At 59.8% G+C, this 24,822-nt stretch carries 23 protein-coding genes and 1 pseudogene; 11 read left to right on the top strand and 13 right to left on the bottom strand.

Translation table 11 applies throughout. The annotated features are described in order from the left end of the window. Window positions 1-75 precede the first annotated feature (75 nt). Entirely contained in the window at window positions 76-1,575 is a 1,500-nt protein-coding gene (locus tag BVH06_RS03695) for a PLP-dependent aminotransferase family protein (RefSeq protein WP_075931015.1), read from the bottom strand. Window positions 1,576-1,681: 106 nt separating this feature from the next. Here BVH06_RS03695 and BVH06_RS03690 point away from each other — a divergent pair, with 106 nt between their 5' ends. The 4 genes from BVH06_RS03690 (at window position 1,682) to BVH06_RS03675 (ending at window position 5,873) form a co-directional block, all read left to right on the top strand. Next, window positions 1,682-2,923 (top strand): benzoate/H(+) symporter BenE family transporter, encoded by a 1,242-nt coding sequence (locus tag BVH06_RS03690; protein ID WP_075933245.1) that lies wholly within the window; start codon window positions 1,682-1,684, stop codon window positions 2,921-2,923. Further along, window positions 2,923-3,753, top strand: a complete 831-nt coding sequence (locus BVH06_RS03685) for a YggS family pyridoxal phosphate-dependent enzyme (RefSeq protein ID WP_075933244.1) — start codon at window positions 2,923-2,925, stop codon at window positions 3,751-3,753. Before BVH06_RS03690 ends, BVH06_RS03685 begins: the two co-directional genes overlap by 1 nt. Window positions 3,754-3,818: 65 nt before the next feature. Next, a complete protein-coding gene (gene glyA / locus BVH06_RS03680) occupies window positions 3,819-5,090 on the top strand; it encodes a serine hydroxymethyltransferase (RefSeq protein WP_075933243.1) in 1,272 nt (423 codons plus the stop codon). Window positions 5,091-5,369: 279 nt separating this feature from the next. After that, a complete protein-coding gene (locus BVH06_RS03675; protein WP_075933242.1) occupies window positions 5,370-5,873 on the top strand; it encodes a GNAT family N-acetyltransferase in 504 nt (167 codons plus the stop codon). On the opposite strand, the gene BVH06_RS03670 is transcribed toward BVH06_RS03675, so the two are convergent. From BVH06_RS03670 to radC, 3 genes are all read right to left on the bottom strand, one after another. After that, window positions 5,870-6,460 (bottom strand): hypothetical protein, encoded by a 591-nt coding sequence (locus BVH06_RS03670; protein WP_075933241.1) that lies wholly within the window; start codon window positions 6,458-6,460, stop codon window positions 5,870-5,872. The genes BVH06_RS03675 and BVH06_RS03670 overlap by 4 nt on opposite strands. Beyond that, entirely contained in the window at window positions 6,460-7,053 is a 594-nt protein-coding gene (locus BVH06_RS03665; protein WP_075933240.1) for a hypothetical protein, read from the bottom strand. The genes BVH06_RS03670 and BVH06_RS03665 overlap by 1 nt, the downstream gene beginning before the upstream one ends. Window positions 7,054-7,186: 133 nt before the next feature. Next, window positions 7,187-7,693, bottom strand: a complete 507-nt coding sequence (radC, locus tag BVH06_RS03660) for a DNA repair protein RadC (RefSeq protein WP_075933239.1) — start codon at window positions 7,691-7,693, stop codon at window positions 7,187-7,189. A gap of 416 nt (window positions 7,694-8,109) precedes the next feature. On the opposite strand from radC, the gene BVH06_RS03655 reads away from it, so the two are divergent. The 3 genes from BVH06_RS03655 to BVH06_RS03645 all read left to right on the top strand — a co-directional run bounded on the left by BVH06_RS03655 (window position 8,110) and on the right by BVH06_RS03645 (window position 12,076). Continuing rightward, complete coding sequence (locus BVH06_RS03655) at window positions 8,110-8,625, top strand: sigma-70 family RNA polymerase sigma factor (RefSeq protein ID WP_075933238.1); 516 nt, start codon at window positions 8,110-8,112, stop codon at window positions 8,623-8,625. Continuing rightward, window positions 8,622-9,545 carry a FecR domain-containing protein gene (locus BVH06_RS03650; protein ID WP_075933237.1) on the top strand — a complete coding sequence of 308 codons (924 nt, stop codon included), beginning with the start codon at window positions 8,622-8,624 and terminating at the stop codon, window positions 9,543-9,545. Before BVH06_RS03655 ends, BVH06_RS03650 begins: the two co-directional genes overlap by 4 nt. A gap of 107 nt (window positions 9,546-9,652) precedes the next feature. Further along, on the top strand, window positions 9,653-12,076 hold the full coding sequence (locus BVH06_RS03645; protein WP_075933236.1) for a TonB-dependent receptor: 2,424 nt from the start codon (window positions 9,653-9,655) through the stop codon (window positions 12,074-12,076). Between the two features lie 412 nt (window positions 12,077-12,488). Here the strand turns inward: BVH06_RS03645 and BVH06_RS03640 are convergent, their stop codons facing one another. From BVH06_RS03640 to BVH06_RS03605, 9 genes are all read right to left on the bottom strand, one after another. Then, window positions 12,489-13,463, bottom strand: coding sequence for a tripartite tricarboxylate transporter substrate binding protein (locus BVH06_RS03640; RefSeq protein ID WP_075933235.1), 975 nt, complete (start codon window positions 13,461-13,463; stop codon window positions 12,489-12,491). A 105-nt stretch (window positions 13,464-13,568) separates the two neighbouring features. After that, on the bottom strand, window positions 13,569-14,735 hold the full coding sequence (gene tcuB / locus BVH06_RS03635; RefSeq protein WP_075933256.1) for a tricarballylate utilization 4Fe-4S protein TcuB: 1,167 nt from the start codon (window positions 14,733-14,735) through the stop codon (window positions 13,569-13,571). Window positions 14,736-14,739: 4 nt separating this feature from the next. After that, on the bottom strand, window positions 14,740-16,194 hold the full coding sequence (tcuA, locus tag BVH06_RS03630) for an FAD-dependent tricarballylate dehydrogenase TcuA (RefSeq protein WP_075933234.1): 1,455 nt from the start codon (window positions 16,192-16,194) through the stop codon (window positions 14,740-14,742). Window positions 16,195-16,330: 136 nt separating this feature from the next. After that, window positions 16,331-17,266, bottom strand: coding sequence for a LysR family transcriptional regulator (locus BVH06_RS03625; RefSeq protein ID WP_075933233.1), 936 nt, complete (start codon window positions 17,264-17,266; stop codon window positions 16,331-16,333). Between the two features lie 276 nt (window positions 17,267-17,542). Next, complete coding sequence (locus BVH06_RS25995; protein WP_256575120.1) at window positions 17,543-17,659, bottom strand: LasR-specific antiactivator QslA; 117 nt, start codon at window positions 17,657-17,659, stop codon at window positions 17,543-17,545. 31 nt (window positions 17,660-17,690) lie between these two features. Beyond that, the gene (locus BVH06_RS03620; protein WP_256575119.1) at window positions 17,691-18,023 is read right to left on the bottom strand and encodes a YciI family protein; all 333 of its coding nucleotides are present in this window, start codon (window positions 18,021-18,023) and stop codon (window positions 17,691-17,693) included. Between the two features lie 10 nt (window positions 18,024-18,033). Next, a complete protein-coding gene (locus BVH06_RS03615; protein ID WP_075933231.1) occupies window positions 18,034-19,341 on the bottom strand; it encodes an MFS transporter in 1,308 nt (435 codons plus the stop codon). Window positions 19,342-19,389: 48 nt separating this feature from the next. Then, window positions 19,390-20,166, bottom strand: coding sequence for an SDR family NAD(P)-dependent oxidoreductase (locus BVH06_RS03610; protein ID WP_075933230.1), 777 nt, complete (start codon window positions 20,164-20,166; stop codon window positions 19,390-19,392). Then, window positions 20,150-21,055, bottom strand: coding sequence for a sugar phosphate isomerase/epimerase (locus BVH06_RS03605; protein WP_075933229.1), 906 nt, complete (start codon window positions 21,053-21,055; stop codon window positions 20,150-20,152). Before BVH06_RS03605 ends, BVH06_RS03610 begins: the two co-directional genes overlap by 17 nt. A gap of 121 nt (window positions 21,056-21,176) precedes the next feature. Here BVH06_RS03605 and BVH06_RS03600 point away from each other — a divergent pair, with 121 nt between their 5' ends. The 4 genes and pseudogenes from BVH06_RS03600 to BVH06_RS26200 all read left to right on the top strand — a co-directional run bounded on the left by BVH06_RS03600 (window position 21,177) and on the right by BVH06_RS26200 (window position 24,599). Next, on the top strand, window positions 21,177-22,112 hold the full coding sequence (locus tag BVH06_RS03600) for a LysR substrate-binding domain-containing protein (RefSeq protein WP_075933228.1): 936 nt from the start codon (window positions 21,177-21,179) through the stop codon (window positions 22,110-22,112). A gap of 189 nt (window positions 22,113-22,301) precedes the next feature. Beyond that, on the top strand, window positions 22,302-22,535 hold the full coding sequence (locus tag BVH06_RS03595; protein WP_075933227.1) for a hypothetical protein: 234 nt from the start codon (window positions 22,302-22,304) through the stop codon (window positions 22,533-22,535). Between the two features lie 438 nt (window positions 22,536-22,973). Then, window positions 22,974-23,735 (top strand): annotated as a pseudogene (locus tag BVH06_RS26205) (MCP four helix bundle domain-containing protein); the annotation flags it as partial. Between the two features lie 75 nt (window positions 23,736-23,810). Beyond that, the gene (locus tag BVH06_RS26200) at window positions 23,811-24,599 is read left to right on the top strand and encodes a methyl-accepting chemotaxis protein (protein WP_371915264.1); all 789 of its coding nucleotides are present in this window, start codon (window positions 23,811-23,813) and stop codon (window positions 24,597-24,599) included. The last annotated feature ends 223 nt before the right edge of the window (window positions 24,600-24,822 follow it).

The raw sequence follows: 24,822 nt of genomic DNA, 5'->3' as shown, positions 1-24,822 counted from the left end.
TAACCAGCCAGGTGCTGTGTAGTGGTCGACACTACACGCTAGATCGTCGCACCGACATGAGTTGGAGCCTTGCTACTAGCGGCAAAGCTCGCGCAGAATTTTTGCGAGTTTTTTTATGGCAGTTTCCAGCTCATGCGGAGCGTGAGCAGCGAACCCCATAAGAAAGCCTCCCCTGGGCTGGTTCGAAGAGTGCAGTGCCGTTAACCCCAGCAAGTCGATGCCCGCCCTGCGGGCTGCCTCAACGGCCTCAGGCTCCGCAATGTCCCGAGTGAACACGCAGGGCATTTGCATGCCACCTGCTGGAACCTTTGCTTCCACGAAATCGGACAGATGTTCGCGCACCAGCCTAGCGAGTACGTCACGTCGTTCTGCGTAGACAGCGCGCATGGTCCGCACATGGGCGCCAAAGTGGCCGCCCTCGATGAAGCGCGCGAGTGTGAGTTGGGGGATCGGTGCACTGTGGCCGTCCAGAAGCGTGCGGGCGGCGGTCATCGGCGCCACCAAAGGCGCTGGGAGCACCATGTAGCCGATGCGCAAGCCGGGGAACAGCGACTTGGTGAAGGTGCCGATATAGATCGTGCGGTCATTTGGGTCGAGCCCCTGCACGCAGGCAGTGGGTTTGCTCGCGTAGTGAAACTCGCTGTCGTAGTCATCTTCGATGATCCAGCCCTGGTTCGCTCTTGCCCATTCGATGATGGTCAGGCGCCGATCCAGCGAGAGGGTCGCGCCAGTGGGGAACTGATGTGAGGGCGTCAGGAATACGGCCCGGGGAGGCCCACCCTGTGTCTTGCTCGATTCAAGTAGGTGCTGCACCTGCAAACCGTCTCCATCGAGTGGCACGGGCAAGCACTTCAGCCCGGCTGCGTCGAACGCTTTGCGTGCACCGTGGTACACAGGGTCCTCGACGAATATTTGGTCACCCGCGTCGAGCAGGACCGTGGCACACAAGGCCAGGGCTTGCTGAGAACTCGTTAGCACCAAGACACGTTCAGGCGTAGCCCGCGCACCTCGTTCCAGGCTGACGTAATCGGCGATAGCACGCCGCAATGGCTCCATACCCTCAGGCGGGCTATGCAGTAGCGCCTGGGTACCGTGTTCCTTCAGTACCTGCCGCTGCAACCGCTCCCAGATCTGCAGCGGAAAGCTGCGTGTCTCGGGTACGCCAGGAGCGAAAGGACGTGGCTTGAGAAAGTCGCGTACGCCGCCACTCTGGTACATGGCGCTTCCACGCTGGCTCAGGCGCGGCGTCGCATCTGAATTCGCATTGGTTTGCCGAGGTTTACCGCGCCCCGGCAGGCGCTTTGCCCGCTCTGATATGAAGCTGCCGCTGCCCACCCGGCGCTCGATGAAACCCTCGGCGTGCAACTGGCTGTAAGCCGACTCGACCGTATCGCGTGAGATCTCCAGAGACTTCGCCAAGGCTCGAGAAGCGGGCAGTGGTCTACCTACATCGAGCACGCCATCAAGAATCAATTGGCGGATGGCCCGCTGCACGCGGGCATGAAGGGGCAGGGCGCCTTGCGCTGGATCGCCAATCCAGGCTTTCACGGATTCGAGCTGGGCATGCTTGAACAATTGGTCTGTATCCAGTGCGAAAAGTGGCTGGGTAAATCCGGCCATTTTAAATCTATAAAGGCTTTTCACAAGCCAGTTAGCCGCGTTGTCAGGAGTACCGCCGAGCATGCCTACCGTTTCTGCATCTTCATCCGTTCGCTGGAACGACCTCATCCATCCCAGCGTGGCAGGCCTGATCTCGGTGATCGTCAACTATGGGGGGACGTTCATCCTGGTATTCCACGCCGCTAAGGTGGCCGGTCTCAGCCCGGAACTGACGGCCTCATGGGTGTGGTCGGTGTCGATTGGGGTAGGGGTGACCGGGTTGCTCCTGAGCTGGCGCACGCGCGAGCCAATCATCACCGCCTGGTCCACGCCGGCAGCGGCGTTTCTGGTCACGGCGCTGGCGACCACACCCTATGCAGAAGCGGTGGGTGCCTACCTGATTTCAGCGTTGGCGTTTGTTGTGCTGGGGCTATCGGGCTGGTTCGAGCGAGTGATTCGCTTGATTCCCCCAGGCGTGGCGGCAGGTCTGCTCGCAGGCATCCTCCTGCAGTTTGGTATCCAGGCGTTCGCTGGTGTGAGTCTCGATCCCGTGCTGGCGGGCCTGTTGATCGTGGCCTACGTGGTGTTCAAACGATTCAGCGCACGCTATGCCGTGATTGGCATCCTGGTGCTGGGGCTGAGCTTTCTGCTCATACAGGATCGCGTCGACCTGTCGGGACTGACACTGAGTTTCGCCGCTCCTGTTTTCACCATGCCGGCGTTTTCCCTAAATGCCTTGCTGAGCGTTGCTTTACCGCTGTTCCTGATCACGCTGACGGGCCAGTACATGCCCGGCATGCTGGTGCTGCGCAATGACGGCTTCAAGACCAGCGCCAACCCGATCCTTACGGTCACGGGGCTGGGGTCCCTGCTGATGGCGCCGTTCGGCTCGCATGCGTTCAACATCGCGGCGATCACCGCCGCCATCGCCACGGGCCGAGAAGCCCATGAGGATCCATCCAAGCGTTGGGTCGCGGGCATCGCTGCAGGCGTGTGCTACATCCTGGTAGGCGCGTTCGGCGTGACCCTGGCAGCCGTGTTCATGGCGTTCCCGGCCACTTTCATCACCACGCTCGCCGGGCTGGCCCTGTTGGGCACCATCGGCGGGAGCCTGGCCACGGCCCTTGCCGATGCAGCGACACGTGAGGCTTCGCTGATCACGTTTCTGGCCGCCGCCGCGAACATCAATCTGTTCGGCATTGGCGGTGCTTTCTGGGGGCTGGTGCTTGGGCTGATCGCCTATGCGGTACTCAACGGCCGCCTGCCTCAAAAGTCATCCGCACCTGCTGTCGCTTCCACGCCCCTCAAAAAGAGTGCGAGCTGATGCCAACGAGATTCGACACGCAGACCGGCCATGAACGGCACGGACTCTACCCTGAGGCGACAACGGTCGCGGATTTCCAGCGTAACCTGGCCGCAGTGCAGGCACGTATAGCTGCTGCTTGTCATCGTTCGAGACGCGACCCCGCCACGGTGCGCCTGCTGCCGGTCAGCAAGACCAAGCCCGAGGCGAGCCTGCGTCTGGCTTACGCGGCGGGCTGCCGGTATCTGGGCGAAAACAAGGTGCAGGAAGCCTTCAGCAAGTGGCAGGGCATGCAGGATCTGACCGATCTGCACTGGTCGGTCATCGGTCACCTGCAAACCAACAAGGCCAAGGTAGTGGCGCGTTTCGCCAGTGAGTTTCAGGCCTTGGACAGCCTGCGTCTGGCCGAGGCGTTGGAGCGGCGCTTGCAGACTGAAGGGCGAGGGCTGGACGTATTCGTACAGGTCAACACCTCGGGGGAGGCGAGCAAGTACGGACTGCCTCCGGAAGAGGTGCCGGCATTCGTCAGCAAATTGTCCGCTTATCCGGCGCTGCGCGTGAAGGGACTGATGACGCTGGCGCTCTTTTCGGCCGAGGCGGAGCGGGTAAGGCAGTGCTTCATCCTGCTACGCACACTACGCGATCAGTTGCGGCAAAGCGCGCCTGCCAGTATCGGTCTAGACGAGTTGTCCATGGGCATGTCCGGTGACTTCGAGATCGCTATCGAGGAGGGCGCCACGGTCGTGCGCGTCGGTCAGGCGATCTTCGGCGCACGTGTTCTGCCAGACAGCCACTACTGGCCTTCAGAGCCTGGCTCAGGAGGTGGCGGCAGTGCTCATCCTCTGGAATGAGTCCAAGTTGCGCGCTACAGACCCAATTCCCAAATCAAATGAAACCGACGACAGGACGCTCCGCCATGTACGACACATCCCACGCGCTTATGGACTTCGATCCCGAGTTGGCGCTAGCCCTGCAGAGCGAGGCGCGCCGTCAGGAGGACCATGTTGAGCTCATTGCCTCGGAAAACTACGCCAGCCCCCTGGTGATGGCCGTCCAGAACTCGGTGTTCACCAACAAGTATGCAGAGGGCTATCCGGACAAGCGCTATTACAGCGGTTGCGAGCATGTGGACGTGGCCGAGCGGCTGGCCATCGAGCGGGCCAAGGAGTTGTTCGGTTGCGACTATGCCAACGTCCAGCCCCACGCGGGCGCCCAGGCCAACGCCGCAGTATTCCTGGCTCTCACCAGTCCAGGCGATACGGTCATGGGCATGAACCTGGCCCAAGGCGGCCATCTGACCCACGGTAACCCGTCCAACTTTTCTGGTCGCCACTACAAGATCGTACCCTATGGTCTCGATCCGGAGACGGGGCTGATCGACTACGACGAGATGGAGCGCATCGCGCTGGATACTCGCCCGAAGATGCTGATTGGCGGGTTTTCTGCCTACTCGCGGCACATGGATTGGGCGCGAATGCGCACCATCGCCGACAAGGTCGGCGCATTTTTCTGGGTAGACATGGCGCATGTGGCTGGCTTGGTCGCAACGGGCGATTATCCCAATCCACTGCCATATGCCCATGTGGTCACCAGTACCACGCACAAGACGCTTCGTGGCCCGCGTGGTGGCATCATCCTGTCCAGGGGGCAAGACGAGGCGTTCTACAAGAAGCTCAATTCCGCCGTATTCCCCGGTATCCAGGGTGGCCCGTTGATGCATGTCATCGCTGCCAAGGCCATCGCCTTCAAGGAAGCGTTACGGCCGGAGTTCAAGACCTACCAGAAGCAGGTCTTGGCCAACGCGCGCATCATGGCCGCCACACTTCAGACGCGCGGCTACAAGATCGTTTCAGGTGGAACCGACAACCACCTGATGCTGATTGATCTGTCCACCAAACCCTACACCGGCAAGGAGGCAGACGCCGCGCTGAGCGACGCCTACATCACCACCAACAAGAACTCGGTACCCAACGACCCACGCTCGCCGTTCGTGACCTCAGGCGTACGCATCGGTACCCCGGCGGTGACGACGCGAGGCTTTGGTGAGCAGGAGTGCGCGCAACTCGCGGGGTGGATATGCGATGTGCTGGATGCCATGGAGGCGGGCGGCAGCACCCTGACGACAGCGCGGGATCGGTTGAGAGGCCAGGTCCTGGACTTGTGCCAACGCCACCCCGTGTACCGCTAGAGGACAGAAGAGCTTGATTATTCAGGCGCGAGAGAACGGTCACGATTCCTCCGGCTGATTTATGCGCGCTTCGGTTCTTGACACTATGATCAGCTATTCGGATGATCGAGCCATGACTGCCCAACCTGTTGTTCGCGTGATGCACCCTATGAAATCCGCTCTTGGCGGGCCATAGGATGATGCACGCGTAGAGCAAGAGCATCGACCGAAAGCCCCGCCAGAAATGGACGGGGCTTTTTCATTCCCCTTCCATTTACTCGAATGACAAGGAGAGTGACATTGCTATCGATTCGCCCAGCATCAAGGTCTGACGCCGAAGCTGCATTCGACATCCGCCGCCAGGCAATACGGCACCAGTGCAGCATTGTGTATACCGCTGAGCAAATCAGCGTATGGACCGAAATGCCGCTCACTGATGGGTACCGGGATTCTGTGGAGCAGAACTACCACATCGCGTGTAACGACGAGCAGCCTGTCGCTACGGGGTTTATCGATCTTCAGTCGGGAGAAATAGGCGCCATTTTCGTGCTGCCCGCTTTCATGGAGCAGGGTATTGGCAGGAGAGTGCTGGCCCACCTCGAGCAATTAGCCCTCGCAGCCGGATTAGTCGATATTCACCTCGACGCTACACCCAACGCAGCAGCGTTCTACCGACGGTGTGGCTACGAGGGGCAAGCTCAAGCCATATACTTCTCCCCAACGGGCCTTGAGCTACAGTGTGTGCCGATGCGCAAGCGCTTGCTTATGGAGGTGGCGGCGAGCTCGACAACACCCGGTGCTTAATTGGAGATTGAACAGGGGCTGTGAATCTCAAGTACATCGACTTCTTCCGTGATGACGCTAGTGGCAAGTCCAGTCCGTAATACAGTTGTTTGCTTGACCTTTTTGCCCGTTGGGCGCTGGAAGTTTATGTCTTGGCCAGTAAAGCTGCGCTGCCCATCGCTGTGAAGGTAGTCGAACAGTCGCGCTTTGAAGCGAGTGTTGATCTCATCCCGATCAGCTTTTAAAGGCCCCAGCATGTAGGCTTCATTTGGGGTAAAAGTGAAGAATATGCCGTCTGCGGCGCCTCCGCCTGGCACAGTTGAACACAGCACATCCCCGGGTTTGAGCGTGCGCGCTGCGACGTAGCGGTCATCGACAACATAAGCCATGACCAGCCCGTCTGGAGTCAGGATTCCTACGCCTTTTTCGGGCTTGCAACCAGGCGCACTGCCGTAGGGATGCACACACCAATTCATCCTCGAGGAGTCGAGGATTTCAGTTAGCTTCAGATCCTGCTTGATCTTCTCCTGCGCCTCGGGGGTGTCGTGGCGAATGCTTGTGCAGGCACTCAACAGAGCGACTGTCACCGCGCATATCAACATTCGCATCACTGCTTGCTCCCAGCGCAAGGGCTGAAGATCTCCAGGATCTCGGTGCCGACCACAATGGGTATTGGCCCGCTGGGCGCCGTTATGTTGTGGACGCTGTAGTCCTTGCTGCCGGTTTCCCGAGTAAAGGTGGCTGCTTTCCCTGTCAGGTACGGCTGCCCGTTGGCTAGCAGCGTCTTGATGACCTTCGCACGGTATTCAGGATTATTGACGGGCGGTGACCTGTGAACTTCGGTGTATGGGATCACGGATATCGCCAGCTGATCCTTGAAGATGTAGAAATTCTGGCCGTCATGATCAGCGATGCACTTCACCTCGCCAGCCTTGATGATGTCCTTCTGGACGTAGGCGCCCTTCTCGTAATCAACCAGACGAAGACTGTCAGGCGTCAGGACGCTTATCGCGGAAGTGTACTTACAGCTAGCCCGCCCTCCGATCTGCAGCCAACAGTAGCTCGTTTGAGCGGTATCGGTAATTTCGGTCAGCTTCAGATCGTGCTTGATCTGCTGTCGAGCCTCGGGCGTTTTATGCTGGATGTTGCTGCAGGCGGTGAGAAGAAGGGCGGTCGAAGCGATGGCTGCATAGCGGAGCATGATCAGTCCTTTGATTGAGTGTCTGTATGAAATGCGGGTACCTAATTCCCTAGGTACCTTTGTCTACAGAACCTGGCCTCAGTTCGGCAGGTTATGCTGAGGCAGCAAAAAAGGGGGCTAAGCCCCCTAAGGTTCAAAGCAAACCTTCTTCAGCGAACGACACCGTGCGCTGGCCAGCCACGATGATGTGATCCAGAGATCGAACCTCGACAAGCGCCAAGGCTTCTTTCAGCCGCTGCGTGAGCGACCGATCAGCCTGACTTGGCTCTGGGTTGCCGCTGGGATGGTTGTGCGCGTATATCACTGCAGCCGCATTCAGACGCAGAGCTTCCTTGACCACTTCCCGCGGGTAGACCGAAGCACAGTCGATGGTGCCCCGGAACATCTCGACGTACTGGATCAGGCGATGCTTGGCATCCAGGAACAGTGCCGCAAAGACCTCGTGTTCGAAGCCCGCCAGCTTGGTGATCAAGTACTCCTTCACCAGCTCCGGCGAAGTAAACGCAGCCCCGCGCTGTACCTTCCGATCGATGACCTGACGAGCCGCTGCCAGGATCTGCTCGGCAGTGGCTGGCGCATAGCGACCTTGCTCGTCGCGAATCAGCAGGGAAGAATCAAAGGCGAGAGAAAGCTGAGACATGATCATGCTCCAGTTGCTCGGGCGGAATTGCCCGGAACCGGCACAAGCACGGCGCAGCGCAGCTGTCAGGGGGCGATAGCCGGCCCTGCCGCAAGCACGCGAAGCGTGAGCAGCCCTTGACGGCGAGAACGCCGTGATAGGGTCAGAGGAAACAGCAAGACCGTCATTCCAACGATCTCATAGGCGCTACCAGCAAGCGAAGCGCGCAGGCTTCAAACAAGGGGAGAGCGGCGGCTGCAGCCGCCAACAACCACGTGTAGTTAGGTCAAACCATGCAGGTCTTTCGTGAACGCAGGCGTTATCTTGAACGCCGAAGCTCCGCCACGGCAGAGAGCTCTCATATGCTTCCCATTAACACCCAGGCTCTTTAAAATCGAGATGCATTCCTATTCGCATCCCGGCCTGGGTAAAAGTCAATGTCAAGATCGGACACGGAAGTCGTTCATCACGAACATGTGCACGCGCTTTATCGCGACCACAGCGGTTGGCTACGTGGCTGGTTACGAAAGCGCCTGAGCAATTCAGCGGATGCGGCTGACCTTGCCCAGGACACGTTCATCCGCGTATTGGTCGCCCGCAGTGCCGGCTCTCTGCAACAGCCGCGTCACTACCTTGCAACCATCGCTCGTGGTTTGGTCATAGACCTCTATCGCCGCCGGAGCCTGGAGCAGGCCTACCTCGACGTACTGCTTACCAGGCCCGAGGTGCATGCGCCTTCTGCCGAAACCCGCGCGATGATCCTGGATAGCCTTCTGGCTATCGATCGCATGCTCGATGGCCTCGGTCAGCGCACCCGGCAAATTTTTCTCGCCGTGCAGATGGATGGGCTGACCTATGAAAAAACCGCGGAGCGTTTTGGGGTGTCGGTCACCACTGTGCGCAAGCACCTGGCCAAAGGCCTGCTGCATTGCTTGTTGATGGTCGAAGAATGAAACAGGTGCTCGCCGAAGCGGTTGAATGGTACGTACGGCTGCATGACAGCGCCGCCACGGAGCAGACACGTGCCGAGTGGCAGGCATGGCTTGGGGCTGACCCGCTGCATGCAAAGGCCTGGGAGCGTGTCGAGACGTTGCGCCAACGCCTGAGCATGGCCCCACCGGCGTTTGCCGGCACCACGATTGAAAATGCTCGGCAGCAGAGGCGTGCGGCTATAAAAACGCTCGCCGTACTACTTGGCGTTGGTGCCGTGGGCTGGGGAGGCTATCGGGTTTCACCACTTGGCGCCGACTACAGCACGAGTGTCGGGCAACGCATGCGGTTTACGTTGTCCGATGGCAGCTCGTTGGTACTGGATACCGGTACACGGGTCGACGTGCGATTCGACTCACACAGGCGGCTGATAATCCTGCGTCAAGGCGCCATCTTGGTCGAGACCGCAAAAGATGCGCGCACGTTGAGCGTGCAGACCCGTGAGGGAGAAATCGAGGCGCTGGGTACGCGTTTCACCGTGCGCCAGGACGATAATCTCACCCGGGTTGCCGTCGAAGCTCACGCGGTTGAGGTCAGGCCCAGACTGGCCCCCGGCGACGTGCTGCGGGCCGAAGCGGGGCAGACCGTGAGCTTCACCGCAGTCGGCATCGGGCCTTTGAAACCTGCCGGTGAGCAAGGCTCGGCCTGGGCGCGTGGCATGTTGGTGGTAGTGGATTGGCGCCTGGACGATTTGCTGGCCGAGCTGTCCCGCTATCGCCATGGTTTCCTCGGCTGTTCGCCGGATATTGCCGGCTTACGGCTCTCGGGAACCTTCCTCCTTGATGACACCGAAGGTGCTCTAGCGAACCTCGAGGACTCGCTTCCCGTCCGGGTTCGCCGTCTCACTCGCTACTGGGTAAGGGTGGAAGCTCGGGCGGTGTAATCGGAGATTTTTTGCGAAGAGGGGTAACAGATTTTCATTCCTGTTTCGGCTCTACCTGCATGTGCGCATCAGACGCACACATTGCCAACGCTGACAGGAACATCTCCATGCAAGCACGCACCACCTTTTTCATCAGCAGTGCCCGGCCGACCACCCTTGCACTGTGTCTGGCCGGCTCGATAATCGCGGCTGCGCCGGCGTGGGCAACACCTCTCAACTACGACATTCCTGCCGGCAGCCTGGCGGCAACGCTCAGCGAATTTGCCGCGGCGAGTGGGGTGATGATCACCTTCAGCTCGGAAGATACCGCTGGGTTGCGCTCGCCAGGGCTGCAAGGCAGCTACGAGCTGGAGCAGGGTTTCGCTCAGGTGCTCCAGGGCAGCGGCTTGCGCGTAGTACAGGCTGGCGAAAATCGCTTCGTATTGGCCAAGGTGGAAAACGCCGGGACCATGGAGCTTGGCGCCACCACTATCAATGCGGCTGGCCTGGGTACCATGACGGAAGGAACCGGCTCCTACACCACCGCTTCCACCAACAGCGCGACCAAGCTGGCGCTATCGCTACGCGAGACGCCACAAACGGTCAGCGTGATGACTCGCCAGCGTATAGACGATCAGCAGCTGAATACGTTGAGCGATGTGCTCAAGCAGGCTCCAGGTCTTTCCGTGCAGAACATCGACAGTGAGCGGGTGAACATCTATTCGCGTGGGTATTCCATCGACAGCTACCAGCTCGATGGCATTCCCACCACCTTGGTCGTGCAAACCAGCGCGAGCCCGCAGAGCATGATTGACACCTCGATCTATGACCGGGTCGAGATCGTCAGGGGCGCCACCGGGCTCATGACTGGTGCTGGCGATCCCTCTGGTAGCGTCAACCTGATACGCAAACGGCCCACGGCGGATTTCCAGGGCTCGATCAGCGCCGGTGCTGGTTCGTGGGAGACATACCGCACCCAGCTGGATGTGTCAGGCCCGCTGACCGACGATGCGCGCTTGCGCGGGCGCACGGTCGTGGCCTATCAGCAGGGCAACAGTTTCATCGATCACTATCAGCAGGAAAAACAGACCTACTACGGCATTTTGGAAGCCGACCTTACAGACAGCACACTGCTCACCGTGGGCTTCGACTACCAGAAGAACGACCCGCGCGGCGTGTCATTTGCCAGCTTCCCGCTGTTCTACAGCGACGGTGGGCAAACCGACTTCTCACGCTCGACCAACGCTGGCGCCCGGTGGAGCTATCGCCAGCAGAACACGCTCAATACCTTCGCGACGCTCGAGCAGGGCCTGGCCAACGACTGGTCACTGAAGGTGGCCGTCAACAACATGTACAGCACCCGTGACTATTCCCTGGCATCGCTCAGCGGCGGCACGCCGGATCGCGAAACAGGCGAGGGCGCGTACCTGTATGGTGGGGACGGCTACGGCTCCCAGCGTCAGCTCGGTATCGATGCCATGGCTCAGGGACCGTTCCAGCTTTTGGGGCGCGAGCATGAATTGGTAGTCGGCTTGAGCGGGTCGGAGTTTCGCGACTACAGCGACCCGGATGACGATGACTTGGAAATGCGGCCGGCCAACATCCACGAGTGGAACAACGACACCGATCGTCCGATCTCGGTAGGCAAGCTGATGAACGACGATACGACTATTCGTCAGAACGCAGCTTACCTGGTGGCGCGCTTCAAACCCACGGATGACCTATCACTGATTGTCGGTGCCCGCGTCGGCGACTACAGCTACAAGAAAAAGGCCATCTACAACCCGCCGTATACACGCTCGTCCAACTCCGCCGAGACGCGCGAAAGCGGCTTCGTCACGCCCTATGCGGGGATGGTGTACGACCTCAACGAGATCCACTCGGTCTATGCCAGCTACACCAAGATCTACCGGCCACAGTCCATTCGCGACCAGGGCGGCAAAACCCTCGAGCCTCGCGAAGGTGACAACTACGAAATTGGCCTGAAAAGCGAGTTCATGGATGGCCGGGTCAACACCGCCGTAGCGCTTTACGAGATTCAGCAGGACAACCTCGGCGTGGCCACCGGTGAGACGGTTGTGGGTACGGTGCGTGAGTCGGCCTACCGCGCGGTAGCAGGCGCCAAGACACGCGGTATCGACATGGAAATCTATGGCGAGGTACTGACCGACTGGAATGTCAGTGCGAGCTACAGCCACAGCGTCACCAAGGACGCCGAACATGAGCGCATCAGAACCGAAGCGCCGGCTAACCTGGTCAAGCTCTGGACCACCTATCGGCTACCCGGTGAGTTGCAGCAGTGGACCATCGGCGGAGGGGTGAACTGGCAGAGTGGGGTAAGTCTGACCACCAGCGAGGGCAAGGCTACCCAGGAGCAGTATGCGGTGTTCAATCTGATGGCGCGTTACGACATCACCAAGAACCTGAGCGCCTCTGCAAATCTGAACAACGTGTTCGACAAGCAGTACTTCAGCTCCCTGGACCCGACCTTTTTCACCGGCTACTACGGTGAGCCGCGCAACGTGATGATCAGTACGAGATACGCCTTCTAGAGCGCGTAGGGGCCGAATGGAGAGACAATCTGCGCCATACGCTCCCTGCAGCTCCGTCGTATGCGTATAAAACGCTCTCCAGAGCGTTATCGCTATCTCTGTTGCCTGCCCAGCCACTTCTTGCTACCGGATTGTGAATCGCATGCGTAGTGGAGTCAGGATTTATCAAGGGCTATTTGGAGATGGTCCTTTCAAGCTGGTGATGTCCGCATGATGTCTTGCATTGGACTTGGCTAAAAGATGCTGTCCTGGGCTACTAGCAGACCAGGACTTCATCAAAGCTTCAGCAACGGTATGCCGCTCCGCAAAGCGTTAGCCAGACTGAGCAATACTGCGAGCACTCCCAGTAGCAGACAGACCACTACCATGAAGGCACACCGCGATCGCCTGTGTGGCCAGGAGTTTCCAAGTATCAACGGAGTAAGCCGAACTCATCAGCCAGATTCTTGTACTCAGCGACTTGCCCATAAACGAATTGCTCAAGCTCATCGCCGGTCTTGAAAAATGGCAACAGGTCAAACTGTTCGCGCTTCTTGTCGAAGCTCTGATCCTCGAGGAGTGTTTCGAAGCGCTCTTGCCACCACGTGAAATCCTCATCGCTAACCTCAGGCCCCATGTAGAACCCTCGCACGATAGGCCAGACGACGTCATAGCCTTGTTCCCTCGCTGTGGGGATATCTGCGAGCTTCCCGGGCAGTCGCTCTTCGGCCATAACTGCGAGGATGCGCACATTGCCCGCATTCATCTGCGCCGTAGCCTCGCCAAAACCGCTGACGACAGCTTGTACGTGACCTCCGAGCAATGCAGTCATAGGCTCACCTCCGCCCTCGAAGGCCACATAGCGCAGTGCCTGTGGATCGACATGAGCGCTGCGTGCGATGAGAGCTGCCTGCATCCAATCCTGGCTTCCAACGGTACCGCCTGCTCCAATGACGAGCTCCGACGGCGCGTTCTCTAATTGCTTGATCAGATCACCCAGAGTTTTCAGAGGTGAGTCTTGGCGTACGATAATCGCACCGTAATCTGTGCCGATAGCGGCGAGCCAGCGCACTGCTTTTTCGTCATAGCTCCCGAATTTACCTTGCGCCAGATTCAGAAGTGAGCCACTGGACCACGCTGTAATTACACCTGGTTCCTTAGGACGCTGCGCGACCACCGCGTTATAGGCGACGGCACCGATACCACCAGGCATGTAAGTGACTCGCATCGGCGCCTTTAGTAGACCGCTTTCTTTAAGGCCGCTTTGAGCGATCTTGCAGGTGATGTCGAAACCGCCACCGGGCTTTGCCGGTGCGATGCATTCGGGGCGTTTGGGTTCTGCGAACGTCATGCCGACGGCAAGTAGACCGGAGGTCAGCAGCGCGGCGCAGGTGAGGCGGTTTTTCATGTGTTCTCCTGTGGAGTTTTATTGTGGTTCAGGCTGTGACACCGCTGGCGGCGTCGGGGCAACGGGTAGGATGCACGGTGCACCCCGCCGGTATGGGGTAGCGGCTCAGTCGCTGCCGAGCTTGAGGTTGTCCGGCTGGCGCTTCTCGATCGCATGCTTGAGCAGCGCCGCGCTACGGAAGATGCCGTGTGCGAACTTGCCATACGGCATGGTCAGGAAGAACGCCATCACCATGCCCAGGTGGATCGCCAGCAGCAGGGCCATCGCACCGGTATCGCGCCAGGCCAGCAAGGCCAGGCCAGTCAGGCTGATCAGAAACAGCAGCACGATGAAGCCGCGATCCATGGGCGCCTGGGCGCGGTCACCGTGCTCCGGGTCACGGCGATAGTTGAGCCACAGCAGCCCGGCAGGTCCGATCAGCAGGCCGATACCGCCCAGCGTGCCGAGCACCACCGGCAGACTGAGCAGTGGATAGGGCGCCTGCAGGCCTAGCAGGTAGTGATAAAGCGTGGCCACGCTGGTGGAGGCCAGGCACAGCATGAAGCCGTAGAAGGTGAAGTGGTGGAATCGGCGGCGCCAGAGGGTGAAGCGGTCGCTTTCGTTGTTGCAGCCCTCGCCATGGCCACCGTCGAGGTACTTGAGCTTGAGCACCGCACCGGAGGCTTCCGCAATGGCGGCTCCACTGGCGAGCGCTTGTGCGGCGGCGGGGCTGATCGCCCGCCAGAAGCGCGTGACGCCGATGGCCAGGGCGAGAATGGCGAAGCCAAAGGCGCCGCCGAACATCAGGGCCAGGGTGTTGTGTGGGAATATCGCGTAAAAGTTACCGGCCAGCGGCCCAGGAAACAGCGTGCCCTTGACCAGCAGGGTCAGTAGCAGGAACAGCGCCAGCGAGCCTGCCAGAGCCAGCGACAGTGTCAAACCGTTGCGTTCGTATAGTGTGCCGAGCTTGGCTGGCCAGGCGTACTCCACATAGGTGTTCAGGCGAACCTTGGCCATGGCCTGCGGCACGTTCACGGCGAACTCGTGCGGTGCGGCGTACTGGCACGCATGCAGGCAGGCGCCGCAGTTGTGGCAGAGGTTGGCCAGGTAATGGACGTCGGCCTTGGCGAAATCCAGTCGACGGGTCATGGCCGGGAACACGGCGCAGAAACCTTCGCAGTAACGGCATGCGTTACAGATGTGCATCTGCCGGTCGACTTCGGCTTCGTGGACGTTAAGCAGGGGAATCAGGTTTTGCTGCTCCGCGTTCTTGCTTGGAGAGGCGATTTGTATGATCTCAGGCGATTGCACGGGATTCTCCGTCGCTTGTTGTATGGCGGCGATGACCGGCTGCCGCGGCAGCCTGGCTTCCTGCGATACGGCCGAAAGCAGTGCCGATGGACATGCCGACGCCCGCCGTGTAGCCCTTGCCGAGGACATTGCCCGCCATCATTTCTCCGGCGACGAACAGGTTCGCGCTTGGCTTGCCAGCGAAGTGCACGGCGGCGGTGTCGTCGGTCTTCAGGCCTAGGTAGGTGAAGGTCACCCCTGGCTTGAGCGGGTATCCGTAGAAGGGTGGGGTATCGATGGGGCGTGCCCAGTTAGTCTTGGCCGGCGTAACGCCTTCGGTGCGGCAACCGTCGAGGCGGGTATGGTCGAAGTCGTTACCCACGCAGGCGCTGTTGTAGGCATGCAAGGTCTTCACGAAGGCCTCGGCCGGCAGACCGAGTTTGCTGGCGAGTTCTTCTAGGCTGTTGGCCGTGGTGCCGGGGAAAACCGGTGGCATGAAACGCCCGATGGCCTTCTGATCGATGATCGAAAACCCCACCTGGCGAGGTTGTTGGGCGACCAGCCGACCCCAGATGGCGTAGCGCTTGGGCCAGAAGTCCTCGCCTTCGTCGTAAAAACGTTCACCCTCGCAGTTGACCACTACGCCGAGCGATACGCAGTCGATACGGGTGCAGATGCCGCCATCATAGAGCGGCGCACGAGCGTCGATGGCCACCATGTGAGCCTGTGTCGGATCGCCGATGGTCTCGGCACCGGCATCGATCAGCTTGCGCAGCAGTACGCCGTTGTTGAAGCGGGTGCCGCGAATCAGGAAGTTGTCCGCTGGCCACTCGCCGCGTTCGTTGACGCCCCAGGCTTCGCGCAACCATTCGCGATTGGACTCGAAGCCGCCGGCTGCCAGCACGCAGGTGCGCGCTGCTATGCGCTCGGCTGGATACTGCTTGCCATCGACTTCCCGCGCGCTGATGTGCGCGGCGACGAAGCGATCACCGTCCAGTTCGATGTCGTCGACGGGTGTGTCGTAGCGGATCTCGACACCCAGGCGCTCAGCACTGCGGTAGTAAGCATTGACCAGCGCCTTGCCGCCGCCCATGAAGAAGGCGTTGGTGCGTGCCACGTGCAAGGCGCCGGACAGGGGGGGTTGGAAGTGCACGCCGTGGCTGCGCATCCAGTCGCGGCAGTTGGACGAGGCTCGGATGACCAAGCGCGCCAGGTGCTCGTCGGTCTGCCCACCGGTGACTTTGAGCAGGTCTTGCCAGAATTCTTCTTCAGGATAGGCATCGACCAGAACATCCTGAGGGGCCTCGTGCATGCAGCGCAGGTTGCGGGTGTGCTGCGAATTGCCGCCACGCCAGGTGCGTGGGGCGCCTTCCAGCAGCAGTACGCTGGCCCCGGCCTCTCGGGCCATCAGCGCGGCACATAGTGCGGCGTTGCCACCGCCTATAACCAGAACATCGATCATCGTGTCTCCTCGTTGGCAGAGGAGCGCTACACGATAGGGCTCCCCGTCTGGCGAGGGACTTTAGGAGGGCGCGTGGTGGCTCGAAAGGCCAGGAATGGCGTGGGGTGTTCAGTATTTCTAAACACCCACTCCGAGGTCAGGCGCCATGCTCATCCAGCAACTGGGCGCCGGGCCAGCGAGCACTGCCGACCAGCTCGCGAGTGGTATCTAGAATCGCTACGCGTGCGGCCAGTGCAGCGGGTGACAGCTCGTCGTCGGGGAGGGACACCAGCAGGTTGCGCCGGCCTGCGTGAGCATCGCTGATCTGCACGACGTGCAGCCCTTGCTCGCGAGCCCTGGCGGCAACCGAGCCTGGCTGAATGGTGGCGGCATAGCCGGCCTTGACCGCGTCCATCAGAAGCGCCAGCCCATCTATGTCCATCACCACGGTGGGTTCGCAGCGCGAATGGGCGAAGGCATTGGTGATGGTGGTGCGCAGGCCGTGCTGGACGCTCGGCAGCACCAGTGGTAACTGTGCAAGTTCATCGAGCTTGACGTTGTCGCTGGTGGGCATACCAGGCAGGTTCGGGGCTGCTATCAAGAAGAGCTTCTCGTCGAGAAGTGGCCTGACGCGGCAGCGCCTACCCGAATCACCGTGGAAAAGTATCGCCAGATCCAGCTGGCGTGCGTGCAGCTGGCTACTCAAATAGCCGGAAAGCATTTCCACTAGGTGAAGTTGGATGTTCGGATAACGCTGGCGCATTACTGCAATCAGCGGCAGAGCCAGCACTGAGGACGTGCTGGGTGCGAAGCCGACGCTTACGTAGCCGCTCATGCGCTCTCGTTGGGCAGCCTGGGCGGCATTCTCCGCCTGGCGCAGGGTGAGTTGGGCATGGTGCTGAAAGGCGATGCCAGCCGGGGTAGGTGAGACACCGGTACTGCTGCGTGTCAGCAGGCGGGTGCTGAGCTCGTTCTCCAGCTTGCTTATCTGCTGGCTCAGGGCCGAGGTTCCTACGCTCAGCTCCAGGGCCGCACGGCCCAGACTGCCGTGCTCGACCACCTTGAGAAAGTAACGCAGTTGTCTAAGCTCCATCGCCTATCCGCCGGTCTGTGGGAAATGCAGGAAATACGGTTTGTGCAGGACGTGGAACGAGACAAGAAACGCGCTCTCCCTACTGACGCTGACCTCGTCATTCAAACATCCACGATGCAATGGGAGAAGCAGCATCTGCAGCCAGCTAAAGCAACTCGCTAGAAGCCGTAGTTGGAACGTACTCGACAAGCAGTACTTCAGCTCTCCGGCCCCGACCTTTTTCACCGGCTATTACGGTGAACCATGCAACGTGATGTTCAGCACGAGATACGTCTTCTAGTGGGCCCGCTTCACGCTTCGGTTGATTGCCTCCCTGCAATCGGCTGCCCAGGCGATTTCAGTACCTGGCTGGACATCGTGAGAGGGCAGATACGTCACGACACCCTTGCTCATGCCGTAGCGGTTGAACTCAGCCCTTTTTCTCCTAGCGCAGATTGAGCAGCTTGATCTCGCGTATTTCGATCCGTTCCCAAACTCGCTCCAACACGTACGGCTCATCCTCCAACCATCGATCCAAATCTCCGCGTCGCTCGAAATCCAGGTGCACGTTGGAGCCGATCATCTTGCCTTCGTCGTTCAGCAGCACGCCGCCGCCCAGCACCTTGCCTTGCTCGGCCAGTGCTTTCAGGCGAGCAAGGTGGCGTTCACGGCATGCAAGCCTGCGCTCGAGCGCATCGGGGTAATCATAGGCGATCAATGCAAATGGCATATTTGTTCCTTTCGATGATGGGTGGCGCTGCCCAGGCTGCAGCGCCACGAGTTGACTGTCAGCCGTGGGCGGCCAGAGGTTTGAGTGCCGGTTGCGGGGCGGTTTCTGCTGCGGGGCGTGACACCATCGCAGAGATAGCGGCAATCAGCGCCATGCCACCCATGAAGTAGCCCACCGGCAACCAGTCGGAACCACCGCCCAGCAGCGCATAGCACAGGCTCGGTGAGAACCCCGCGATGATGAAGCTGAGCTGGGTCGCCAGACCCACGCCGGTGTAGCGCACCCGAATGCTGAACATCTCGGCGTAGAACGATGGCCACAGTGCGTTCGGAGCACTGTAGATGATGCCCTTGAGCATCACGGTCGCGAGGATGATCAGGGCAATATTGGCCGTGGTGATCGACCACAGGAACAGGAATACACCCGCGCAGCAGCCCAGGCAGCCGAGCACGAAAATGCGCTTCTTGCCGATGTGATCGGCCAGCATCCCGAACAAAGGCTGGCAGATCAGCGCTGCCACCTGGCTGGCGGCAATCGCCGAGAGCATCGAGGCGCGGTCGACGTTATGGTTGTTGGCTGCCCACGACAGCCCGAAGATCATCACCAGTGACGAAACCGAGCAGATCAGCGCGCAGCAGAATACGACGATGAACGCACGCCATTCCTTGCTGAACATTTCCACGACCGGCGCCTGGGCGACTTCGGCCTTCTTGGCCGCGAACTCCGGGCTTTCATCCACACCGGCGCGGATGATCAGGGTCACGATGACCATCAGGGCGCTGAGCAGGAACGGAATGCGCCAGCCCCAGGACAGCAGCTGCTCTTCGCTGAGCATCGACAGCGGGATGAACACCGATGTCGCCAGAATCGAGCCCATCGACGCCCCATTGATCAACCAGCTCGTGTAAAACGCCTTCTTCGTACCAGGCGCATGCTCCATGGTCAGCAGGCTGGCACCAACCTGTTCACCGCCTGCAGACAGGCCTTGTAGCAGCCGGCAGGCGACCAGTAAGCCGGGCGCCCAGGCACCGATGGTGGCGTAGGTTGGAAGCAGGCCGATGATCGTGGTGGCCAGGCCCATCAGCAGCAGGGTCATCATCAACACCTTCTTGCGGCCGATGCGGTCACCCAGGTGTCCGAACAGCAAGGCGCCGACAGGCCGGGCGATATAGCCGACCCCGAAGGTGGCCAGCGCGGCGAGCGTGCCCGCCATCGGGTCAGTGGACGGGAAAAACAGCGTGCTGAATACCAGCGCTGCTGCCGAGCCATAGATGAAGAAATCGTAATACTCGACGACGCTGCCGAGGAAGCTGCCAAAGGCAGCCTTGCGCGCCATGCGCCGGTCTTTTGTAGCGGAGATAGTCATGGGGCAACCTTTATTGTCTTTGTGATGGTTGAAGAGCGGGCAGGGCGGTTAGCCGCTGCCGAACGGCGCCAGCTGGCTGCCACCGCACACGTGAATCACCTCGGCAGTAATGAATGCGGCATCGCTGGAGGCCAGAAAAGCCGTGGTATTGGCGATGTCTTCCGGTGTCGTCAGGCGTCTCAGTGGAGTGCTGTTGATCGAGCCTGCGGCCATCCGCTCGAAGCTCTCGGCGTCACGGCCGTCCAGAGTGAATGCCGAAGGCAGCAGCCCGGGCGCGATGGCGTTGACGGTGACCTGGTAAGGCGCCAGTTCACGGGCCATGGAGCGGGTCAGGCCAACCAGCCCGGCCTTGCAGGCGACGTAGGCGGGCGGGCCACCTGCGACCCAGCAGCGCGACACCATGTTGATCACCCGACCGCTGCCTTGGGCCTGCCAGTACGGGGCTACCTTCTGGCACAGCAGGGCCGGGCCACGCAGGTTGACCGCCATCATGTGATCCCATTGGGCCGGGTCGAAATCGAGGATCGAGCCGCGATGATTGACCGCGGCGTTGTTGACCACCACGTCGATGCGACCGAACTCGGCGCCGGTCTGCTCGACCATGGCGTCGATGGAGCCCTTGTCGGCCATGTCGGCGTAGATGGCGATGATGCGTTGCTCGGGTTGGCACTCAAGTGAATCGGCCAGCTGTTGAGCCGCCTCGAGATTGATGTCGGCGGCAACGATATGCAGGCCGTCGCGGCAAAGGCGCGCGCAAATCGCCCGGCCAAGCTCGCCAGCGGCGCCAGTGACCAGCGCGACCCGGCGGTTAGTTGTAGTGTTCATGGGCGGTATGTCTCGTGGCAGTGTGCGAATCGGGCTCGATGGCGAGCCCCAGGTAGTGGCGAATCAGGTCGCGGTTGCGTGACAGCTTGTGCTGATCGCCGTATTTCGTGGAGAAGTCCTCGATCGATATCCAGTCGGCAAAACCGCTCTCCGCGAGGGTTTTCAGCATCGACGCCAGCGGCAGCACGCCCTCGTCCGGCGGGCACCAGTCCCATTGCCAACCAAGGCCCGGGCCAATGGGGCTGTAGGACACGTTCTTGACCTGCGCGTGGGCGAGGTGTTGGCCCATCAAGTCGAGGGATAGCTGTACGTCTTCGCGCCCTTCGATGGCGAGGTTGCCGATGTCATAGATGACGCCGAGGCTGCTGGCCGGGTAATGCTCGACTACCCGCATGGCCAGCGAGGGGCTCGAGCAGATGGTGCGCTGATGCACTTCGAGCACCAGTTGCACGCCCAGCGCTTCGGCGCGCGGCAAGATCTGATCGAGAAAACGGCGCATCCGGCCGTAGGCCTGTGCGTAGCGCTCGCTCGCATAGTTGGGCGCCCAGAGCCGCAGGCGCGCCTGACCGGCGAGGGCCGCCAGATCGATCAACCGCTCGGCGTGGTCGAGGTCGCCGACAGCCAGGTACGGGCTGAGCCCGAAGATCTGCAGGCCAAGGGATTGGCAATGCGTCTGAATGCGGCTGATCGCCGATTCAGTCGGGGCGATAGTGCATCGATTGTTCTGGCGGGCATCCCATGGGTGCGCGGGATCGAGATGGCTGATATCGGCGACTCGCCATTCAACGCCTTGGTAACCAAGGCGGGCGAGCTCATCGGCCAAGGCTTCGGGGCAGAGGCTAGGTAGCGAAGCGCTGGAAGCCCCGAGTCGTAGAGTGGGCTGCTTCATTGGAATCCTGATTTAGTGTTATTGGATCTACCAGGGATGCTAAGTGAAACTTCAGGTTGATTAAATTGATAAAAAATCAGCCTGAAATTAACCTGTGGGTTGATTAAGTCGGGCCTTCTCAATGAGCCAATCCACCATCAGCCTTCGTCACATGCGGGTATTTCTCGCCGTAGTCAGCTCCGGCAGCCTCGCCACGGCGGCCAAGCTTCTGCACATCACACTCTCCGCCGTCTCCAAGAGCCTCAAGGAGCTGGAACACGAGCTGGGCGTTCAATTGGTGATTCGTGGGCGCAAGGGCACGCAACTCACCCAGGCGGGAGAGACCTTCCACAAGCACGCGGCACAGACCCTGGCGAGTTTCAATCAGGCCATGGATCAGGCGCAGGTTGCCGACCATGCGCCGGAGCTGTTGCGTATCGGCGCCTTGCCGACGGCGGCGGGGTACATGCTGGCGCCGGTGATCGCCCAGATGCGCGAGCGTTACCCCCAGGTACGGGTACAGGTGCTATCTGGCGTGTACGAATATCTGGTGGGCAAGTTGCGCACCCGCGATATCGACCTGATCGTCGGCCGGCTGATTGGCCGCGACATGCTTGGCGTGATGTTCGAAGCGCTTTATGAAGAAGACCTGCTGATGGTGGTACGTCACGATCATCCGCTCGCAGGTTTGGAGCGCCTGCATCTCGAAGACCTGCGGCCCTATGTGTTGATCGCCTCACCACAAGGCACACTGGTGCGCACCAGCGTGGACAATTTTCTGCTCTCGCAAAATGCTGGCGAAGGCTTGCAGATATTCGAGTCGCTTAGCGAAACCTTTTCGCGCGTGTATGTGCATGACCATAACGCCGTATGGTTCGTGCAACGCGGTGTGGTCGATCTGGATCTGCGCTTAGGGATCGTCAGGGCGCTACCGTTCTCCAGCCCACTATTACGTGCGCCTGTCGGCCTGACGACCCCGACGGATCGTCCCGTTTCGAAAGCGGCGGAGCACTTCTGCCACCTTCTACGCAAATGGGCCAGCGACGCCTCTCCACAGAAATCGCCCGTGCGGCAGTGAGCATTCACATACCGTCCCGGCGCAAGAGCGCAGACGGCGAATATGAGATAATTCCTGGGCTGCAGGCCTGCTTGTGTGTCTGGCAGGAGGGCAGGTGGGTCTGTCGCAACTCGCTATAACTCCGAGTGGCAGCGTAGGGAATGCTGGCTACGCTGGATGCAGGACTACTCACGAGATGGAACTCTCACTATGGTCATCGCCGCATCCGCATTCGCCGTTATCAACCAACCTATCACTGCCCAGAAAATCTCACGGGACACCGGGCTTGATATGAGGCTGGTCGTTGACTGGGTTACCCACGCCAAGTCCTACGAGGATGGCAGCGGTTACCAAGTTTTCTTCAAATCTGATACGCCTGAAGGGGTACGGGAGCAAATCCCGCGACTAGCACCCAGCAATCTATTGATCGTACTGGCTGCTTGAACAGAGCGCCTCGGGTACCAATTAGACCGCAGCGGCCTGAAGCGGGGGGCGGGTTACCTTTTGTTCAGTGGCTACCGCTCTTCAGGCCGTCAATGTAGTCGACTTCAGCCTACTGCTGAGGCTGTTCGCGCGCTGGCGTCGCAGACCTGAGCCTGCGGGGCATTGAGCAGCAGCTTGTGGCGCAACAGTTTTTGGGGACTCGTTTTAAGTTTTTCTCCGAAGTGTCGATAGCAACTAGCGCCTTTTCAATCGACTATCCCCTATGTTTTCAGGACATGGGGTAGACGCCGTCTGAGAGAAGCGGGAAGTGCGCGATCCGGTGCAGGGAAGCTTTCGAATGGCTAAGGCGTGCGAACGCTGAGCTTATAACCTGGAGCCATGGTAGTTCAGGTCGGAGTGAATGCTCCAGCCAGACATCGCTCTATTTGAGAAAGTCCTATGCTTACCAACGTCACTATTCGCAGCCGCCTGGCTTTGCTCGTTGTCGTTCCTCTTTTGGTACTCGCAGCTGTCATCCTTATCGCCTCGATCAATGCGCAGCGCATCAATAGCAATTTGGAGCATCTGTTTCTCGATCGGATGAAACCGATCAGCCAATTAAAAGCTGTGTCGGATAGCTATGCGGTCACTATGGTCGATGCGTTGCATAAATACCGATCTGGTTTGATTGATCAGGCCGGCTTGCACCAGCAGTTCGATGCAGCGTTGCTTGAGGGCGATAGGGCTTGGGACGAATATCGGGCGACCAGCCTGACTGACCAAGAAAGAATGATTGTAAGCAACGTCGATGCGTTACTGGTTGGCGTGCGCGGGACTTCCCGGCAGTTCCTTGCAGCTGTGGATGACGGGAAATTACGCGACATGGATGCAAAGCTTTTCAACGCCACTTTGTATGGAGCCTTCGACCCGCTAGGAGACCAGCTTTCCAAGCTGATCGATCTACAGCTAAGCGAAGGGCAGAAGCTTTTTACTGCCTCTGATTTACAATATCGCGCTGTCGTGAAGACATTTATGATCATCGGAGCCGCAGCGCTCGTTGGCCTTTTGCTCGCTGCGACGATAATTAGCCTCTCCATTATTCGACCCTTGTCAGGGCTGCGTAGCCTCATCACTGCGGTTCAGAAGACTTCGAACCTTACTCTACGAGCCAGCGTGGCCGGCCGAGACGAGGTTGCGCAAACAGCTCTCGCGTTCAACGCCTTGATCGAACATCAGCAGGCTTTGATTCTTGAGTTGTCCGCAACGGCAACACAGCTGTCTAGCGCCTCCGAGGAAATGAGTGCGGTGAGCGCCCAGGTCAGTAGAACAGCAACCCTGCAGGGTGACCAAACGAACATGGTCGCGACTGCCGTGCACGAGATGAGCATGGCGGTTCAGGAGGTGGCGAATAACGCACTCTCTGCCGCGAGTAGCGCTGCAAACGCCAATCGACAAGCTCGGGAAGGCGGTGTGTTAGTGCAGGCAAGCGTCGACTCTGTCGAAGGTGTTTCGTTATCGGTTGCAGAGGCGGGTGAGGTGATCAACAGCCTGCATGCTCAAAGTGACGAGATCAGTAAGGTGTTGGGGGTTATTCAAGCCATCGCGGCCCAGACTAATCTGCTGGCTCTGAACGCTGCCATTGAAGCGGCGCGGGCCGGCGAGGCTGGGCGCGGGTTTGCGGTCGTCGCCGATGAAGTCCGTGGCTTGGCCAGTAATACGCAGACTGCAACCGAGTCCATCAGGGAGCTAATCGACTCCTTGCAAGGTGGGGCGCGTGCAGCTGTGGGAGTGATGCAACAATCGCGCGAGCACGTTCAGGAGTGTGTTCAGCGCGCGGGAGATGCAGGGCAGGCACTGGCTTCCATCATAAGTGCAGTTGAAAGCATCGCCTCAGGTAATGAGCAGATATCGACGGCAACAGAGGAGCAAACGTCTGTTGCCAATGAGATAAGCCAGAATGTAAGTCAACTGAATGACAGCATCGCGGAAGTAGTCAGCGGGGCCGAGCAAAGCCTGGCCGCCAGTCGCGATTTGGCGCAGATGGCTAACCGTCTGCACCAGCAGACTCAGCGATTTGTCGTGTAAGTGAATAACTGGCGCAGCTGTGTGCCTGTAGCCAAGCCACGAAAAGACGTGACTTGCTGATCAGGCTTAGCAGCTGTCTTTGAAGTCCAGGGCGCCTCGAGTGTCAGTCAGACAGCTGCGCCCTGTAGCGAGTTGGCGCATCTCGCGCAGGGCCTCAATGGCCTGCTGGGCCGCTTCAAGCTCAGCGCTTAATCGAGGCACCGAGAGCTACGCGCCTGACTTC

It is taken from the genome of Pseudomonas sp. PA27(2017), assembly GCF_001945445.1.
Lineage (GTDB): Bacteria > Pseudomonadota > Gammaproteobacteria > Pseudomonadales > Pseudomonadaceae > Aquipseudomonas.
The sequence above is the reverse complement of the archived record's forward strand: the minus strand, read 5'-3'. Positions and strand labels throughout refer to the sequence as shown.

Bases quoted from the DNA above. Each gene is read 5' to 3' on its own strand.
- BVH06_RS03645 (WP_075933236.1), top strand. From the start codon at position 9,653: ATGCAAGCACGCACCACCTTTTTCATCAGCAGTGCCCGGCCGACCACC.
- BVH06_RS25995 (WP_256575120.1), bottom strand. From the start codon at position 17,659: ATGAGCAAGGGTGTCGTGACGTATCTGCCCTCTCACGATGTCCAGCCA.
- BVH06_RS03665 (WP_075933240.1), bottom strand. From the start codon at position 7,053: ATGCTCCGCTATGCAGCCATCGCTTCGACCGCCCTTCTTCTCACCGCC.
- BVH06_RS03650 (WP_075933237.1), top strand. From the start codon at position 8,622: ATGAAACAGGTGCTCGCCGAAGCGGTTGAATGGTACGTACGGCTGCAT.
- BVH06_RS03625 (WP_075933233.1), bottom strand. From the start codon at position 17,266: ATGGAGCTTAGACAACTGCGTTACTTTCTCAAGGTGGTCGAGCACGGC.
- BVH06_RS26200 (WP_371915264.1), top strand. From the start codon at position 23,811: ATGAGTGCGGTGAGCGCCCAGGTCAGTAGAACAGCAACCCTGCAGGGT.
- BVH06_RS03640 (WP_075933235.1), bottom strand. From the start codon at position 13,463: ATGAAAAACCGCCTCACCTGCGCCGCGCTGCTGACCTCCGGTCTACTT.
- BVH06_RS03685 (WP_075933244.1), top strand. From the start codon at position 2,923: ATGCCAACGAGATTCGACACGCAGACCGGCCATGAACGGCACGGACTC.
- BVH06_RS03670 (WP_075933241.1), bottom strand. From the start codon at position 6,460: ATGCGAATGTTGATATGCGCGGTGACAGTCGCTCTGTTGAGTGCCTGC.
- BVH06_RS03600 (WP_075933228.1), top strand. From the start codon at position 21,177: ATGAGCCAATCCACCATCAGCCTTCGTCACATGCGGGTATTTCTCGCC.
- BVH06_RS03605 (WP_075933229.1), bottom strand. From the start codon at position 21,055: ATGAAGCAGCCCACTCTACGACTCGGGGCTTCCAGCGCTTCGCTACCT.
- BVH06_RS03610 (WP_075933230.1), bottom strand. From the start codon at position 20,166: ATGAACACTACAACTAACCGCCGGGTCGCGCTGGTCACTGGCGCCGCT.
- BVH06_RS03655 (WP_075933238.1), top strand. From the start codon at position 8,110: ATGTCAAGATCGGACACGGAAGTCGTTCATCACGAACATGTGCACGCG.
- BVH06_RS03595 (WP_075933227.1), top strand. From the start codon at position 22,302: ATGGTCATCGCCGCATCCGCATTCGCCGTTATCAACCAACCTATCACT.
- BVH06_RS03690 (WP_075933245.1), top strand. From the start codon at position 1,682: ATGCCTACCGTTTCTGCATCTTCATCCGTTCGCTGGAACGACCTCATC.
- radC (WP_075933239.1), bottom strand. From the start codon at position 7,693: ATGTCTCAGCTTTCTCTCGCCTTTGATTCTTCCCTGCTGATTCGCGAC.
- glyA (WP_075933243.1), top strand. From the start codon at position 3,819: ATGTACGACACATCCCACGCGCTTATGGACTTCGATCCCGAGTTGGCG.
- tcuA (WP_075933234.1), bottom strand. From the start codon at position 16,194: ATGATCGATGTTCTGGTTATAGGCGGTGGCAACGCCGCACTATGTGCC.
- BVH06_RS03615 (WP_075933231.1), bottom strand. From the start codon at position 19,341: ATGACTATCTCCGCTACAAAAGACCGGCGCATGGCGCGCAAGGCTGCC.